General features: G+C 71.4%; 13 protein-coding genes. All 13 read left to right on the top strand.

Going from position 1 to position 14,272, the window contains the following annotated elements; translation table 11 throughout:
• Positions 1-93: 93 nt before the first annotated feature.
• Positions 94-1,794, top strand: coding sequence for an amino acid adenylation domain-containing protein (locus tag AB0J16_RS26610; RefSeq protein ID WP_358544330.1), 1,701 nt, complete (start codon positions 94-96; stop codon positions 1,792-1,794).
• 12 nt (positions 1,795-1,806) lie between these two features.
• Positions 1,807-2,043 (top strand): phosphopantetheine-binding protein, encoded by a 237-nt coding sequence (locus AB0J16_RS26605; protein WP_358544329.1) that lies wholly within the window; start codon positions 1,807-1,809, stop codon positions 2,041-2,043.
• Positions 2,040-3,380, top strand: a complete 1,341-nt coding sequence (locus AB0J16_RS26600; protein ID WP_358544328.1) for an FAD-dependent oxidoreductase — start codon at positions 2,040-2,042, stop codon at positions 3,378-3,380. The genes AB0J16_RS26605 and AB0J16_RS26600 overlap by 4 nt, the downstream gene beginning before the upstream one ends.
• The gene (locus AB0J16_RS26595) at positions 3,373-5,073 is read left to right on the top strand and encodes a class I adenylate-forming enzyme family protein (RefSeq protein WP_358544327.1); all 1,701 of its coding nucleotides are present in this window, start codon (positions 3,373-3,375) and stop codon (positions 5,071-5,073) included. Before AB0J16_RS26600 ends, AB0J16_RS26595 begins: the two co-directional genes overlap by 8 nt.
• A complete protein-coding gene (locus AB0J16_RS26590; RefSeq protein WP_358544325.1) occupies positions 5,070-6,440 on the top strand; it encodes a lysine 2,3-aminomutase in 1,371 nt (456 codons plus the stop codon). Before AB0J16_RS26595 ends, AB0J16_RS26590 begins: the two co-directional genes overlap by 4 nt.
• Positions 6,437-7,429 (top strand): hypothetical protein, encoded by a 993-nt coding sequence (locus AB0J16_RS26585; protein WP_358544324.1) that lies wholly within the window; start codon positions 6,437-6,439, stop codon positions 7,427-7,429. The genes AB0J16_RS26590 and AB0J16_RS26585 overlap by 4 nt, the downstream gene beginning before the upstream one ends.
• Positions 7,426-8,655 carry an AMP-binding protein gene (locus AB0J16_RS26580; protein ID WP_358544322.1) on the top strand — a complete coding sequence of 410 codons (1,230 nt, stop codon included), beginning with the start codon at positions 7,426-7,428 and terminating at the stop codon, positions 8,653-8,655. The genes AB0J16_RS26585 and AB0J16_RS26580 overlap by 4 nt, the downstream gene beginning before the upstream one ends.
• Complete coding sequence (locus tag AB0J16_RS26575) at positions 8,652-9,905, top strand: MFS transporter (RefSeq protein ID WP_358544321.1); 1,254 nt, start codon at positions 8,652-8,654, stop codon at positions 9,903-9,905. The genes AB0J16_RS26580 and AB0J16_RS26575 overlap by 4 nt, the downstream gene beginning before the upstream one ends.
• A complete protein-coding gene (locus tag AB0J16_RS26570; protein ID WP_358544319.1) occupies positions 9,902-10,765 on the top strand; it encodes an SDR family NAD(P)-dependent oxidoreductase in 864 nt (287 codons plus the stop codon). Before AB0J16_RS26575 ends, AB0J16_RS26570 begins: the two co-directional genes overlap by 4 nt.
• Entirely contained in the window at positions 10,762-11,172 is a 411-nt protein-coding gene (paaI, locus tag AB0J16_RS26565) for a hydroxyphenylacetyl-CoA thioesterase PaaI (RefSeq protein WP_358544318.1), read from the top strand. Before AB0J16_RS26570 ends, paaI begins: the two co-directional genes overlap by 4 nt.
• A 41-nt stretch (positions 11,173-11,213) precedes the next feature.
• Positions 11,214-12,464, top strand: a complete 1,251-nt coding sequence (locus AB0J16_RS26560; protein WP_358544316.1) for a hypothetical protein — start codon at positions 11,214-11,216, stop codon at positions 12,462-12,464.
• An 83-nt stretch (positions 12,465-12,547) separates the two neighbouring features.
• Positions 12,548-13,153: an urea carboxylase-associated family protein gene (locus AB0J16_RS26555; RefSeq protein WP_358544314.1), complete on the top strand. Its 606-nt coding sequence runs from the start codon at positions 12,548-12,550 to the stop codon at positions 13,151-13,153.
• Positions 13,150-14,265, top strand: a complete 1,116-nt coding sequence (locus AB0J16_RS26550; RefSeq protein ID WP_358544313.1) for an NADH:flavin oxidoreductase — start codon at positions 13,150-13,152, stop codon at positions 14,263-14,265. Before AB0J16_RS26555 ends, AB0J16_RS26550 begins: the two co-directional genes overlap by 4 nt.
• The last annotated feature ends 7 nt before the right edge of the window (positions 14,266-14,272 follow it).

Genomic DNA, 14,272 nt, shown 5'->3' with positions numbered 1-14,272 from the left:
TCTGAACGCGTTCTCCGGGGTGCATTCGACGTCGAATGCACGTGGGATGAAAATACGCGGTGCTCCCCGGGGTCAGCTCGGAAAGAGGCAACCTTGTTTTATCCGTACGACCTGATCAAGGACTTCGCCGGCGCGGTCGGCCGCCATCCGGACCGCCCGGCGATCGCGTACAACGGCCAGACCCTCACCTACGCCCAACTCCACGCGTGGACGCACGCGACCGGCCGGCGGCTGGGCCCGCGTCCCGGGGTGGTCGGGGTGCTGGCGTCCCGGTCGCCGGCGACGGTGGCCGCCCTGCTCGGCATCCTGGCGGTGGGCGGAACGTACGTGCCCATCGACCCGGCGTTTCCGTCGCCGAGGCGTCAGGCGCTGATGTCGGCGAGCGGCTGCACGACAGTGATCCCCACCACCAAGTCCACCAAGTCCACCAATTCCACCAAGCCCACCAGTAGTCCCACTGACCCCGCCGATCCCGCAGATTCCGCCGACCCCAGTGGGCCCGCCGACCCCAGTCAGCTCGGCGTGCGCCTGGTGGATCTTCCCGATCTCCCCTCCCGCGCCGAAGCGGGCCAGGCCGCCCGTTCCCCGGAGACAGAGGTCGTCGTCGCCGGGGACGATCCGGCCTACATCCTGTTCACGTCCGGATCCACCGGCGCGCCCAAGCCCGTGGTGACCCCGAGGCGGGCCATCGCCGTCGTGACCGGCGCGCTGCGGGAGCTGTTCGGCCTCACCCCCGAAGACCGCGTCCTGCAGTTCGCGTCCCTGAACTGGGACACCTGCTTCGAGGAGATCCTGCCCACCCTCACCACGGGCGCGACGCTGGTCTTCCACGACCACGCCCACTCGGGATCGTTCCACCGCATGCTGCGCATGATCGCCGCCGAGGGGATCACCGTGATGGACCTCCCGTCGGCGTTCTGGCACGAGCTGGTGCGCCACTTGGTGGACGAGGGGGCCACGCTGCCCGCCTGCGTCCGGCTGGTCGTCATCGGCGGGGAGGCCGTGAGCGCGGCGCGGCTGGCCGACTGGCGCGCGCTCGACACCGATGGGATCCGCCTGGTCAACACCTACGGGTGTACGGAGACGACGCTCATCACCCACGCCCTAGACCTGCACGGCCCGCTGGCCGCAGGGGGAGCGGGGCAGCGGGTGCCGATCGGGCGGCCCCTCCCGCACGTCGGGCAGCATGTCAGTGAGGACGGCGAACTGCTGGTCGGTGGCCCCTCACTGGCGCTGGGCTACCGGGGCCTGCCGGAGGCGACGGCGGAGCGGTTCGTCGAGCTCGGCTCCGAGCGGTACTTCCGTACCGGCGACCGGGTCGGCCTGGCCGCCGACGGCACGCTCACGCACGAAGGCCGGCTCGACCACGAGCTCAAGATCCGCGGCATCCGGGTCGATCCGGGCGAGGTCGAGGCGCAGATCTCCGGTCATCCGCGAGTGGGCGCCGTGGCGGTGACGGGCGTCACCGTCGCCGACCACACGACGCTCGCGGCCTACATCGTCCCCGGCCGACCCGCCGACGACGACACGACCATCGTCCCCGGCTCACCCGCCGACGACGACACGACCATCGTCCCCGGCTCACCCGCCGACGACGACACGACCATCGTCCCCGGCTCACCCGCCGACGACGACACGACGCTGGCCGCCGATGTCCGGGACTATCTGCGCGACCGCGTCCCCTGCCATCTCGTGCCCAGCCGGATCATCGTCGTCCCCGAACTCGTCTACACGGCGAGCGGAAAAGTCGACCGGGCCGGCTCGCATCGGCGATACGCGTCCGCCACCGTTTGAGGAGACCATTCCGTGAATGTCAACGCCGTCTCGGCGGTATTTCAGCGTGTCCTGGAGAACCCGGAAGTCAGCGCGGACTCAGACTTTTTCGTCATGGGCGGGGATTCGTTGCTCGCCACCCGTGTACTGAGCGCGATCGCCCGTACCAGCGGCGTTGAACTGGATTTCGACGACTTCCTCGACGCGTCGACGCCGAGCGCCCTGGCGAAAAAGATCGCGAGCGCCGAGCAGAGCGCGAGCCCGGCATGAGTGTCGTCGTCGTGGGAGCCGGCCTGGCCGGGCTCACCGCCGCCACCGACCTCGCGGCACGCGGCGTGGAGGTCACCGTCTTCGAGGCGCGCGAGCGGGTCGGCGGCCGTACGCACGGCATCGAGGTCGCCCCGGGCGTCTGGGTGGACGCGGGCGCCGCGTACCTGGGAGACCGGCACACCGCCCTGATCGCCCTGCTGGCCGAGCTGGACCTGAAGACCACCCCGACCACCATGGCCGGCGCGAGCCGGTTCGCGCTCGGCGGCGAGGGGCAGACCCGGGCGGGCCGGTTCCCGCCGCTGTCGGCGGTCGCGCTCGGCGAGCTGTTCGACGCGCTGGACGAGCTGGACCGCGGGGTGCGCGCGGACGCCCCCTGGCTGTCGGCGGGCGCCGCCCGGCTGGACGCGCTGACCGCGGCCGAGTGGGCGCGCGAGCACCTGCGTCATCCGGACGCGCGGCTGTTCTTCCCGCTGTTCCTCGGCGAGATGATGGCCGCCGACCCGGCGGACGTGTCCGTTCTGCACATGGCCTTCTACCTGCGCTCGGGCGGCGGGATCCGCTACCTGAACGCCTTCGCGGGCGGCGCGCAGGAGGACCGGATCGACGGCGGCGCGCACCAGGTGTGCCGTCGGCTGGCCGCCGGACTGGGCGACCGGGTGCGGCTCGGCGAGCCGGTGCGCGCGATCCACCAGGACGACGACGGCGTGACCGTCGTGGCCGCGACCGAATCGGTGCGGGCCCAGGCCGTGGTCGTCGCGGTGCCGCCGTCGCTCGCCGACGCGATCGACCACCGGCCAGGGCTGCCCGCGACCCGCTCCGGCGAGCGTACGGGGCCCGGCTGCGCGGTGAAGGTCCACCTGGTGTACCCGACGCCGGCCTGGCGGGAGCAGGGGCTGTCCGGCTGGTCGGTCAACGCGCGCGGCCCCTTGCTGTCCACCGTGGACGACTCGCCCGCCGATGGCGGGGTGGGCGTGCTGACCGGGTTCGTGACCGGCAGGGAGGCGTACAGGTACGCCGCGCTGCCCGCCGACGAGCAGCGCGAGCAGGCGGTCGCCCAGGCCGCGCGGCTGTTCCCCGGGTTGCCGGAGCCGATCGGCTGCCACGTCACCGACTGGGTCCACGAGCGCTACAGCCGGGGCTGTTACGCGGCGCTGTTCGGGCCGGGCGACTGGCCACGGCTCGGCCCGCGGCTGACGGCCCCCCACCGGCGGGTGCACTGGGCCGGCACCGAGACGAGCACCGAGTTCTTCGGACTGATGGAAGGAGCCATCCGATCGGGACACCGGGTGGCCGCGGAGATAAGCGCGACGTACCGATGGAGGAACATCCATGACTGACAGCACGTCCATCGCCCCCCTGGCCGTCCGGCAGGGATTCATGACCGAGCCCGGCCTGGGCGCGGGCAACTTCCTCGACCACGCCCTCGCGGCCAACCCGAACCGGGCGGTGCCGTTCGTCTACAGCCATCACAACGACCACCGTGGCCGGGTGGTGCTGCGCGGCCACAGCCTGGTCGACCTGGCGGCGCTGCGCGACCGGTACGCCAAGTGGTACCGGGCCAACGGCGTGCGGCCCGGTGAGCCGGTGGGCATCGTGGTGGCCGAAGGGCTCGAACCGCTGCTCCACTTCCTGGCGCTCACGGCGCTCGGCGCCATCCCGACGATGATCAACGACGCGATGCGGGCCGACGTCATGGTCCGCTACCTCGACCACGTGGGCGTCGTCGGCATCGTCGCCGACGACACGACCAGGCTGCAGATGGCCTACCGGAACGCCCCGCAGACCAGGCCCAGGTTCATCGCCCTGGCCGCCGAGGTGCGGGCCTACGACGCCGACTCCGGCCGCTTACCGGAGGAGTACCCCTACCAGCACGCGCCCGACGACATCGTGGCGTTGATCCACTCCTCCGGCACCACCGGCACCCCGAAGTCGACGACGCTCGGGCATCGCAGCTTCTGGGACGGCAAGCAGCCGCGGATGCTGCGCTTCCCCGCCGAGCCGTACGACAAGCTGATGTCGCTCATGCCGCACACCCACGCCGGCGGCCTCAGCTACTTCCTCACGGCGGTGCTGCTCGGACTGCCGACCGTGGTCATGGCGGACTGGCGGCGCACGGCAGTGGAGCCGGTGATGGAGGCGTTCCAGCCGACCATGGTGGCCTCCTTCCCCCGGACGTTCGTAGAGCTGGCCACCGGTGAGCTCCCGGTGAAGGGGGCGGCGAAGGTCCACTCCTGGTTCAACACCGGAGACAGCGCCCACTACGGGCACATCAGGCGGCTGGTCGAGCTCGGCGAGCGGCCCGCCGGCCTGATCAAGTCGTGGCTGCTTCCGCAGGGCGACGCCGGAGAGCCGCGGCCCGGCTCCCAGTTCGTCGACGGGCTCGGCTCCTCGGAGATGGGGATGGCGCTCTTCGGCCAGGTGACCGCGCCGGAGACCCCGCGCGACGACCGGTGCGTGGGCAAGGCGCAGGACGCGGTGATCAAGGCCGCGGTGCTGGACGAGAACGGCGAGGAGGTGCCCGACGGCACCGTCGGCCTGCTGGCCGTGATCACCCCCTCGCGTACGCCGGGCTACTGGAACGACCCGAGGCTGACCAGCAGCTTCGAGCTCAACGGCTACTGGCTGACCGGGGACGTGGCGCGCCGCGACAGCGAGGGCAATTTCTACCACCTCGACCGCACCGTGGATGTCATCGACACCGCGACGGGGCCGGTCTACAGCCTGCCCATCGAGGAGATCCTCATCGCCGACTGCGCCGACCTCGTCCAGGACTGCTCGGTCGTCGGCGTGCCCGGCAAGGCGGGGGAGGGGCAGCGCCCGATCGCCGTGGTGCGGCTGCAGGCCGGCGCCGCCGACGCCACCGCCGACGAGGTCATGGACAAGGCGAACAAGGCCCTCGCCGACGCCGGTCTGGCCACGCTCGCCACCGTGATCATCGCGCGGACCGACGAGGACTACCCGCTCGGCCCCACGGGCAAGGTGCTCAAGCGCGAGCTCCGTACCCGCCACGCGGTGCTGTTCACCGGATGAGCCATCAGATGAACGCCGACGTCGCCCGCGGCCCGTACACCTATGTGCGCCGTCCGCTCGTCGAGCCGGACTGGCGGCGGCTGCCGGGCTGGCGCGGCGTCACCGACGCGCAGTGGCGCGATGCCCAGTGGCAGCGCGCCCATTGCGTGAAGAACGCCGGGCAGCTACGCGCGGTGGTGGGCGACCTGCTCCAGGGGTCCTTCTACGCCGATCTGGCGGCCGACGTGGCCCGGTTCGCGACCATGTCCATACTGATCACACCGCAGTTGCTCAACGTGATGGCGCCGGAGCCCGTGAGCGATCCGGCCGCGTTCACCCGGGCCTTCCTGGCGGACCCGGTCCGGCGCTACCTGCTGCCGGTCCGCTCCGACCGGCATCCCGTCTGGCCCAGCCATCCGCGCGCCCGCCGCGACTCGCTGCACGAGGCCGAGATGTGGGTGGTGGAGGGGCTGACCCACCGCTACCCGACGAAGGTGCTGGCCGAGCTGCTGTCCACCTGCCCGCAGTACTGCGGGCACTGCACCCGGATGGACCTGGTCGGCACCTCGACGCCGCAGGTCGTCAAGGCCCGGCTCGCGCTCAAGCCCGTGGACCGGCAGGAGCTGATGCTGGACTACCTCAAGCGCACGCCCGGCGTGCGCGACGTGGTGGTCTCCGGCGGCGACGTGGCCAACCTGCCGTGGCCGAGACTGGAGGCGTTCCTGCTGCGGCTGCTCGAACTGGAGTCCGTCCGGGACGTCCGCCTGGCCAGCAAGGCGCTGATCGGCCTGCCTCAGCACTGGCTCCAGCCCCGCGTGGTCGAGGGGATGGGCCGGGTGGCCGCCATCGCCCGCGCCCGCGGCGTGAACCTGGCCATTCACACCCACGCCAACCACGCGCGGTCGGTGACGCCGCTGGTCGCCGAGGCGGCCCGGGCCATGTTCGAGGCGGGCGTACGGGACGTGCGCAACCAGGGCGTGCTCCTGCGGGGCGTGAACACGACCCCGGGCGACCTGCTGGACCTGTGCTTCGCGCTGCAGGGCGAGGCCGGAATCCTGCCCTACTACTTCTACCTCTGCGACCTGATCCCCAACGCCGAACACTGGCGGATCCCGGTCCACCAGGCCCAGCGGCTGCAGGAAGCCATCATGGGCTACCTCCCCGGCTACGCGACGCCGCGGCTGGTGTGCGACGTGCCGTACGTCGGCAAGCGCTGGGTGCACCAGGTGGTGGAGTACGACCGCGAACGCGGCATTTCGTACTGGGCCCAGAACCACGGGATCGGGCTCCAGCCGGTCGAGGACCGCCTGTTCCCCTTCTACGACCCGATCGACACCTTGCCCGAGCCGGGCCGCCGCTGGTGGGCCGACGGAGAGGGACGACCATGACCCCGAGCACGCTGCGCCGCATGTGCTGGATCTTTCCCGACCGCGAGTCCACCCGGGGCACCGCGATGTGGCACCCCTTCTTCTGGGACCTCTACGCCGACGTGGCCGCCGAGCTCGGCCTGAGCTGGTGCCGGCACTCCCCGGACGCGGTGACGGTCGACGGCCTGGAGACCGGCAAACCGCGCGTCTACGTGGACGACGAACTCGTCACTCCGGAGGACACGCTCTTCATCACCGCGTTGTACTCGCTGCCCTACCAGTCCATGGACGTCTTCAACCAGTACGCGCTGTACGCCGTGCTGGAACAGGCCGGCTTCTACCTGTCGTTCCCGCCGAGCCTGTCGCCCATCGCCAACGACAAGCTGGCCACGGTCCTCTACCTGCACGATTCGCCCATCCCGCCGGTGCCCACCCTCCGCATCGGAACCGGGCGGGACACCAGCAAGCACCTGTACGAGGTGGCGCTGGCGAACCTGACCTACCCGGCCATCGTCAAGCCGTCCGGCTGGTGCGGCGGCGGCGGAGTGAACCTGGCCCGCGACGCCGAGGAGATCCGCGGCCTGGCCAGCCTCGCGCAGGGCGGCGACACCACCCTCGTGATCCAGCCCTACCTGGGCGACGGCACGGTCGACTACCGGGTCTACGTCGTCGACGGCGAGCCGTACGCCGTGATGAAGCGGATCCCCGAGCCCGGCTCGCCGGTCGCCAACGCCAGCCGGGGCGGCGCGATGGAGTTCCCGCCCGTCCCACCCGAGCTGGCCGAGGCGACGGCGTACTTCTACGAGAAACTGCCCATCCCCTTCTTCTGCGTCGACTTCCTGTACGACGGCGAGCGGTACTGGTTCTCCGAGCTCGAACCCGACGGTGTGATCGCCCCGGACTACGGCGACCCGCACCGCACGCTCCAGCGCGAGGTCACCCGGGCCCGCTGGACGGCCTACCGCGACGCCCACACCCGCTGGCTGACCGAAAGTCAGGTGAAGAAATGACCGAATCGTTCTCACTGTCGCCCGAGGCGGCCGAGCCCCATCTGCGCGTCCCGCGCCGAGCCCTGGAGCGGCTCAAGACCGTGCCCGCGCTGGCGCCACGCTACGCCGGCTGCGACAAGCTGCTCACGCTGGAGGACGTCGCCGCGCTTCCCCCGCTGGTGAAGGACGACCTGAACGTGGCGCTGGCGCACCTGACGCCGAAGGCCGAGCAGGGCGCCACCTGGCTGTTCCAGAGCGGCGGCAGCACTGGCGCGCCCAAGGTCGGCTACGCCCCCACCGGGTTCTACATGGCCGGCGTGTACGAGCAGTGGCGGCCGTTGGACCCGGACGACGTCTTCGTCAACGGCTGGGGCGCGGGCCGCATGTGGGGCGCCCACTTCCTGGCCGGGGCCTTCGCCGACCTGTCCGGCTGCCGGGTCATCGCGCTGGGCTCGGTGACGAAGGAGGAGTACGGCGACTGGCTGTCGTTCTTCACCGCCCAGGGCGTGACCGCGTTCGGCGGCACCCCCAGCGTGCTGCGGCTGTGGTTCGCGCACGCGCGGGCCACTGGCGTGCGCCTGCCCGCGCTGCGCAAGGTGCTCTGGCTCGGGGAGGCGTGGCACCCACAGCTCGACGAGGACATGGCCGTGGTGGCGCCGGACGCGCGCCGCTGGGGCATGTTCGGCAGCACGGAGACCTGGGTGATCGGCACCAACACCCCGCGGTGCCCGGCCGACGTCTTCCACCCGCTGCCCGCGCAGCTCGTGCACACCGACGCCGACGAGCTGCTGGACTTCACCACGCTCGACCCGGACATGCTCAACCCGGTGCTGCGCTACCGCACCGGCGACGCCGGCCGCTTCGTCACCTGCGAGTGCGGCCGGGAGGACCGGGCGCTGCGGGTGCTGGGCCGCCGCGACTCGGTGGTCCAGGTACGCGGGCTGGGGCTGCACGTGGACGACATCGTCGCCCAGGCGGAGCGCGAGCCGGGCGTCTCCCGGGCGCAGATCCTCATCACCGAGCAGCGCGGCCGGGTCTCGGCGGTGGACGTGCTGCTGCTGACCGACGCGGACGCGCCACCGGACCTGCCCGAACGGCTGCGGGCAGAGCTCATGTCCGCGACGTTCACGATCAGCACGGCCTTCCAGCACGACCCGCACGCCTTCCGGGTCACGGTCGTCGACGCGCTGATCAGCAACGAGCGCACCGGCAAGACCGTCGGCTTCGTCGTACGGGAGGAGCCGTGAGGTTACCGGAGTCCCTGGGCAGGCAGTTCAACCTGTACTGGGGCGGTCAGACGGTGAGCCTCGTCGGCGACCGGGTCACGGTGTTCGTGGTCCCGACACTGATGATCTTCGTGCTGCACGCCTCCGCGTTCGAGGTGGGTGTCGTGGCCATGGCCCAGTACCTCGGCATCCCCGTGCTGGGCCCGGTCGCCGGGGTGCTGGTCGACCGGTGGGACAAGCGCCTGACCATGCTGATGTGCGACGTCGTACGGCTGGTGGCGGTGACGGTGATCCCCGTGGCCTACTGGTTCGGCGTGCTGTCGACGCCGTTGCTGTTCGTCTGCGTGGCGCTGATCAGCGGCGCGACGATCTTCTTCAACGTCGGCTACCTCGTCGCCGTGCCCACCACGGTGCCGGAGGACAAGCTGGTGCGGGCGTACTCGCGCCTTGAGGGCAGCAGCACGGTGTCCGAGGTGGCCGGGCCGTCGATCGCCGCGGGCCTGTACCACGTGCTCGGGGTGGCCGCGCTGCTCGTCGACGCGGCCAGCTACCTGGTCTCGGCGGCGTGCTTCCGCGCCATGCGGCCCTGGGGGGTCAAGGCCGTCCAGCAGGGTTCCGTGTGGTCGCGGCTGGTGCTGGGGTTCCGGCTGAACTGGGCCGATCCGGTGCTGCGCCGGGTGGTCATCGCGGCCGTGACCCTGAACTCCGGCGGCCCGATCTTCGTCACCGTCCTGCCGGTGCTCGCCTACCAGGGCCTGGGCATCTCGGTGGGCGTGTTCGGGGCGGCGATGTCGGCCGGGGCGGGCGGCGCGGTGATCGGCGCGCTCGTCGCGCCCAAGATCAGCGAACGGCTGGGCCTCGGCCGGACCATGGCCTGGGGACTGCTGCTGCACTGCCTGGTCGGCCTGGGCATCCTCGCCGCGCCCGCGCTGCCCGCCGCGGCCGTGATCGGTGTGACCTTCAGCTGCTACGGCTTCTTCATGTCGTGCATCAACGTCTGCAGCGCCCCGATCCGCCAGTCGCGGATGACGGCCGAGAACCAGGGCGTGATGCACGCGGCCTTCCGCACCGTGACCTGGGGAGTCATCCCGCTGGCCGCGCTCGTCGGCGGCACGGCGGTCACCCTGCTGACCGGCGGCCTGGGCGTGCTCGACGCGGCCAAGGTGGTCATGGTCGCCGGCACGCTGCTGGCCGCGTTCTCCTTCCTGCCCGCGGTGGGGATCCAGCCGCTGATGAACCGCGCCAAGAACCTTGAGGAGAGCCCGGCATGACCGTGCTGATCACCGGTACGTCCTCCGGCATCGGCCTGGCCACCGCGGTCACCGCCGCCAGGGCCGGGTTCACCGTGGTGGCGACGCTGCGCGACCCGGGCAAGGACGGCGCGCTGCGCGAGGTGGCCGACCAGGCCGGGGTCACGCTGGACATCCGCCGCCTGGACGTCACCGACGCCGCGTCCATCGACTCGTGCCTCCAGGGCGTGCGGGAGGAGTACGGGCGGCTGGACGCGGTGGTCAACAACGCCGGGGTCTCCAACTTCGACCCGACGATGGAGATGTCCACCATGGAGGCGCTGCGGGCCAACCTGGAAGTGAACTTCTTCGGCGTCATCGCCGTGAGCCGGGTCGCGATGCCGCTGCTGCGCGCCGCCCGTGGCCGCCTGCTGACCATCGGCAGCGTGCACGGGGTCGTGGGCCAGCCGTTCAACGAGGCGTACGCGGCGGCGAAGTGCGCCGTCGAAGGGTTCATGGAGAGCCTGGCGCCGGTCGCGGCGGCGCACGGGGTGCGGGTGAGCGTGGTCGTGCCCGGCTTCGTACCAGACACCGAGTTCGGGATTTTTCCGGACATCAACCGGGGGACCATCCGGGCGGCCTCGGGGCCGTACGCGCCGACGTTCGACGGCTACCTCGACTGGGTGCGCGGCGCGGGCTGGGAGGGAGCAGGCCAGTCCAAGTGGGAGGTGGCCGAGGTGGTGGTGCGCGCGCTGAGTGAGGACGAGCCGCCGTTCCGGGTCCCCACCAGCGAGTGGGTGGCGGCGTACCTGGCGCGCAAGCTCGCCGATCCGGACGGGTCGGCCGTCCAGGCGCAGGCCAGGACCTGGATCGGGGCCCCGGTACGAAGGGCCACGGTATGAACGGTATGACCACCGAGGACCCGGCCTGTCGCGCGCTCGGCATCGCGCTGGAGGAGGTGGCCGCCGGCCGGGCGCGGCTGCGGATGCGGGTCACCGACGAGATGGTGAACGGCCACGGCATCGCCCACGGCGGCTACCTGTTCCTGCTCGCCGACGCCGCGTTCGCCTACGCCTGCAACTCCCACGGCCGCGTCACGCTGGCGCACAGCGCGCAGGTGACGTTCCTGCGCCCGGCCGCGGCCGGGGACGAGCTGGTCGCCGAGGCCACGGAGCGCGTCAGGTACGGCAGGAACGGCGTCTACGACGTGACCGTACGCCGCCCGGCGGGCGAGATCGTCGCGGAGTTCCGCGGCCAGAGCGTGACGGTCTCCGGCAGGCCGCCGGGCGACGACGGGAAGCTTCCATGACCGCCAGGACCGGATCTGAGACAAGGATCTAGGAGAGACACATGCCCGCCAAATCCCTGCGTGACCTGGTCGACTTCGCCCGGCGCCACTCGCCCTTCTACGCCGAGGCGTACCGCGACGTGCCCGACGGCGCCTCCGACCTCACCCAGCTGCCGATCATCGACCAGACGGCCTTCTGGGCCGCGAACGTCTACCCGGACAACCGGCTGCTGACCGGACCGCTGACCGACGCCGGCGTGTACACCTCCGGCGGCACCACCGGCGCGCCGAAGTTCTCCCCGTGGACCCGCACGGAGCACGCCGACTCGGTGACCGCGTTCGGCGCGGGCATGGTCCGGGCGGGTCTGAAGCCGGGGCACCGGGTGGCGAACCTGTTCTCGGCCGGCGAGATGTACGGCGGCTTCCTCTACATCGAGCACTCGCTGCACAACGCCCCGGTGGAGAACGTCCGGCTGCCCATCGCCTGCCACGCCTCAGACGACTCCGTCGCCGACCTGATCGCGTACTTCGGCGTCGACGTGCTGGCGGGCCCGCCGATGAAGCTCGCCACCGTGGCCGACGCGGTGACCGCCCGTGGGCAGGTGGCCGACACGGTGGAGCTGCTGCTGTTCGCCGGCGACTTCCTCTTCGACGACCTGCGTCCCCAGCTGGCCAAGGCGTTTCCCGGGGCCAAGATCGCCTCGCTCGGATACGCCTCCGTGGACGCCGGGTTGGTTGGCGGCCCGTTGCCGGGCGACGACGTGCGCGTGCACGAGGCCTTCGCCAACCGCACCCTGGTGGAGCTGATCGACGACTCGACCGGCGAGCCGATCACCGTGCCCGGCGTACCCGGCCGGGTGATCGTCACCAATCTGTTCAGGACGCTGATGCCGATCATCCGCTATCCGGCCGGCGACATGGCGGAGTGGACGGACACGGACTGCCGCGCATTCCGGCTGCTCGGCAGGTCGGCCGAAGGCGCCAGGGTGGAGACGGTGTCGATGTCGACGGAGGCCATCCGCGCGGTCCTCATCGCGGCCGACCCGGACCGGGCCATGTCGGGGATGCAGATGGTGCAGCGCCGCTGGAACGGCAAGGACGGGCTGACGCTGCGGCTGGCCTGCACCGAGGAGCCGCCGCCCGAGCTGACGCAGCGGCTCATCGACGCGGTGTACGCGGCCAGGCCGCTGTACCCCCAGACGGTGGAGGAAGGGGGCGTCCATCCGCTGACGGTCGAATGGGTACGGCCTTCGGAGCTGGCGCTGCATCCACGTACGGGGAAGGTCCTCCAGGTCGTGGACGAACGCTCTTGACATGGAGATTCATCCATCATAGATGTCGAATGCGGTAGCAATCTCCATGGTCAGGCGCATAGCCCGGCTGCTTGGCTGTCGGCATGCGAGTCAGCGTGCCCGCCGGCGAAGGGCGGGCGGTAAAGGTCAGTACCGGTCAGCGCGTGCGCGTCACCGATCTTGACGGAGGTCAGGTCGGTGACGTGTTCGCGTTCGCCGCGGACGACGTGAGCGAGCACCTCAGCGCGTCGCACACGCGGACCGCCATCAGCCGCCTGTTCCCGCTGGTCGGCGAGCAGTTCGTCACCGACCGGCGCAGGCCCATCCTCACTCTGGTGGCGGACACCTCGCCGGGCCGGCATGACATGCTCATCGCGGCCTGCGACCCGGCGCGCTATCGCGCTCTGGGCGTGCCCGGGTTCCATGCCTCCTGCGCGGACAACCTGGGCGAGAGCCTGTCCCGGCTCGGCCTGGCCCGTCCGGGCATCCCGCAGCCCGTCAACGTGTTCATGCGGATTCCCGTGGCGGACGACGGCCGGCTGAGCTGGCTGAGCTCGGTCAGCCGCCCCGGTGACGCGATCACGTTCGAGGCGGCGATGGACTGCGTGTTCGTGCTCTCGGCGTGCCCGCAGGACCTGGTCGGGATCAACGGGCACCGGCCGACGCCGCTGGCGATCGACCTGATCACACAAGAAGAGAGCGAACGATGAACGACGTCCAGCACCCCGCCCTACGGCCGGAACGTGTCGGCGAGCTCAGCCTCGCCAACCGGCTGGCGGTCTCGCCCATGACCAGGGTGTCCGCCGCCGCCGACGGCACGCCGACAGCCGAGATGGCCGACTACTACCGGGCGTACGCCCAGGGTGGCTTCTCCCTCGTCGTGACCGAGGGAACCTACACCGACACCTGGCACAGCCAGGGGTACACCAACCAGCCGGGCATCGTCACCGACGGCCACGAGGCCGCCTGGCGGGAGATCGTCGGGCAGGTGCACGACGCGGGAGCGTCGATGATCCTCCAGCTCATGCACGCGGGCGCGCTGTCGCAGGGCAACCGCTACCGCGAGGAGACGGTGGCGCCGTCGGCCGTCCCGCCACGCGGGGAGAAGATGCCCGAGTACGGCGGGCACGGCTCATGGCCGACACCCCGCGCGATGAGCCAGGAGCACATCGACCGCGCGGTGGCCGGTTTCGTGGCCTCGGCCGTCCGCGCCCGGCGGGCGGGCTTCGACGGGGTCGAGGTGCACGGCGCCAACGGCTATCTGGTGGACCAGTTCCTGACCGACTACACCAATGAGCGCGACGATCGCTACGGCGGCACGGTCGCCCGTCGGGTACGGCTGGCGGCCGACATCGTCTCCGCCATCCGCGCGGAGCTCGGCCCGGACTTCTGCGTGGGGATCCGGCTGTCACAGGGCAAGGTCAACGACTTCACGCACCGATGGGCAGGCGGCTCCAGGGACGCGGAGACCATCTTCGCCGCGCTCGCCGAGGCGGGCGCGAGCTACCTGCACATCGCCAGCGAAGGACGGGACTGGGTGGAGACGGCGACCCTGGAGGGAGGGATGACGATCACCGGCCTCGCCCGGAAGGTGACAGGACTGCCCGTGCTGGCCAACGGCGGCATGCACGACCTCGACCAGGCGGCCATGCTGCTGGAGGACGGCCACGCGGACGTGCTGACCCTGGGCCGGGGCGCGCTCGCCAACCCCGACTTCCCGCGGCGCTTGGCCCAGGGGCTGCCCATGGCGGCCTTCGACCATCAGATGCTCCAGCCGATGGCGACGCTGAGCAACGCCCGCCGGTGGCGGCAGACGCTTTAAGGTCAGT

Source organism: Nonomuraea sp. NPDC049750, from assembly GCF_040659625.1.
Taxonomy (GTDB): Bacteria; Actinomycetota; Actinomycetes; order Streptosporangiales; family Streptosporangiaceae; genus Nonomuraea.
This window is presented reverse-complemented; position numbering and strand designations above follow the sequence as displayed.

What these genes read in the sequence shown, in the direction of transcription:
- AB0J16_RS26570 (WP_358544319.1), top strand. Translation starts at nt 9,902, where the DNA reads ATGACCGTGCTGATCACCGGTACGTCCTCCGGCATCGGCCTGGCCACC.
- AB0J16_RS26585 (WP_358544324.1), top strand. Translation starts at nt 6,437, where the DNA reads ATGACCCCGAGCACGCTGCGCCGCATGTGCTGGATCTTTCCCGACCGC.
- paaI (WP_358544318.1), top strand. Translation starts at nt 10,762, where the DNA reads ATGAACGGTATGACCACCGAGGACCCGGCCTGTCGCGCGCTCGGCATC.
- AB0J16_RS26550 (WP_358544313.1), top strand. Translation starts at nt 13,150, where the DNA reads ATGAACGACGTCCAGCACCCCGCCCTACGGCCGGAACGTGTCGGCGAG.
- AB0J16_RS26560 (WP_358544316.1), top strand. Translation starts at nt 11,214, where the DNA reads ATGCCCGCCAAATCCCTGCGTGACCTGGTCGACTTCGCCCGGCGCCAC.
- AB0J16_RS26590 (WP_358544325.1), top strand. Translation starts at nt 5,070, where the DNA reads ATGAGCCATCAGATGAACGCCGACGTCGCCCGCGGCCCGTACACCTAT.
- AB0J16_RS26600 (WP_358544328.1), top strand. Translation starts at nt 2,040, where the DNA reads ATGAGTGTCGTCGTCGTGGGAGCCGGCCTGGCCGGGCTCACCGCCGCC.
- AB0J16_RS26555 (WP_358544314.1), top strand. Translation starts at nt 12,548, where the DNA reads ATGCGAGTCAGCGTGCCCGCCGGCGAAGGGCGGGCGGTAAAGGTCAGT.
- AB0J16_RS26595 (WP_358544327.1), top strand. Translation starts at nt 3,373, where the DNA reads ATGACTGACAGCACGTCCATCGCCCCCCTGGCCGTCCGGCAGGGATTC.
- AB0J16_RS26580 (WP_358544322.1), top strand. Translation starts at nt 7,426, where the DNA reads ATGACCGAATCGTTCTCACTGTCGCCCGAGGCGGCCGAGCCCCATCTG.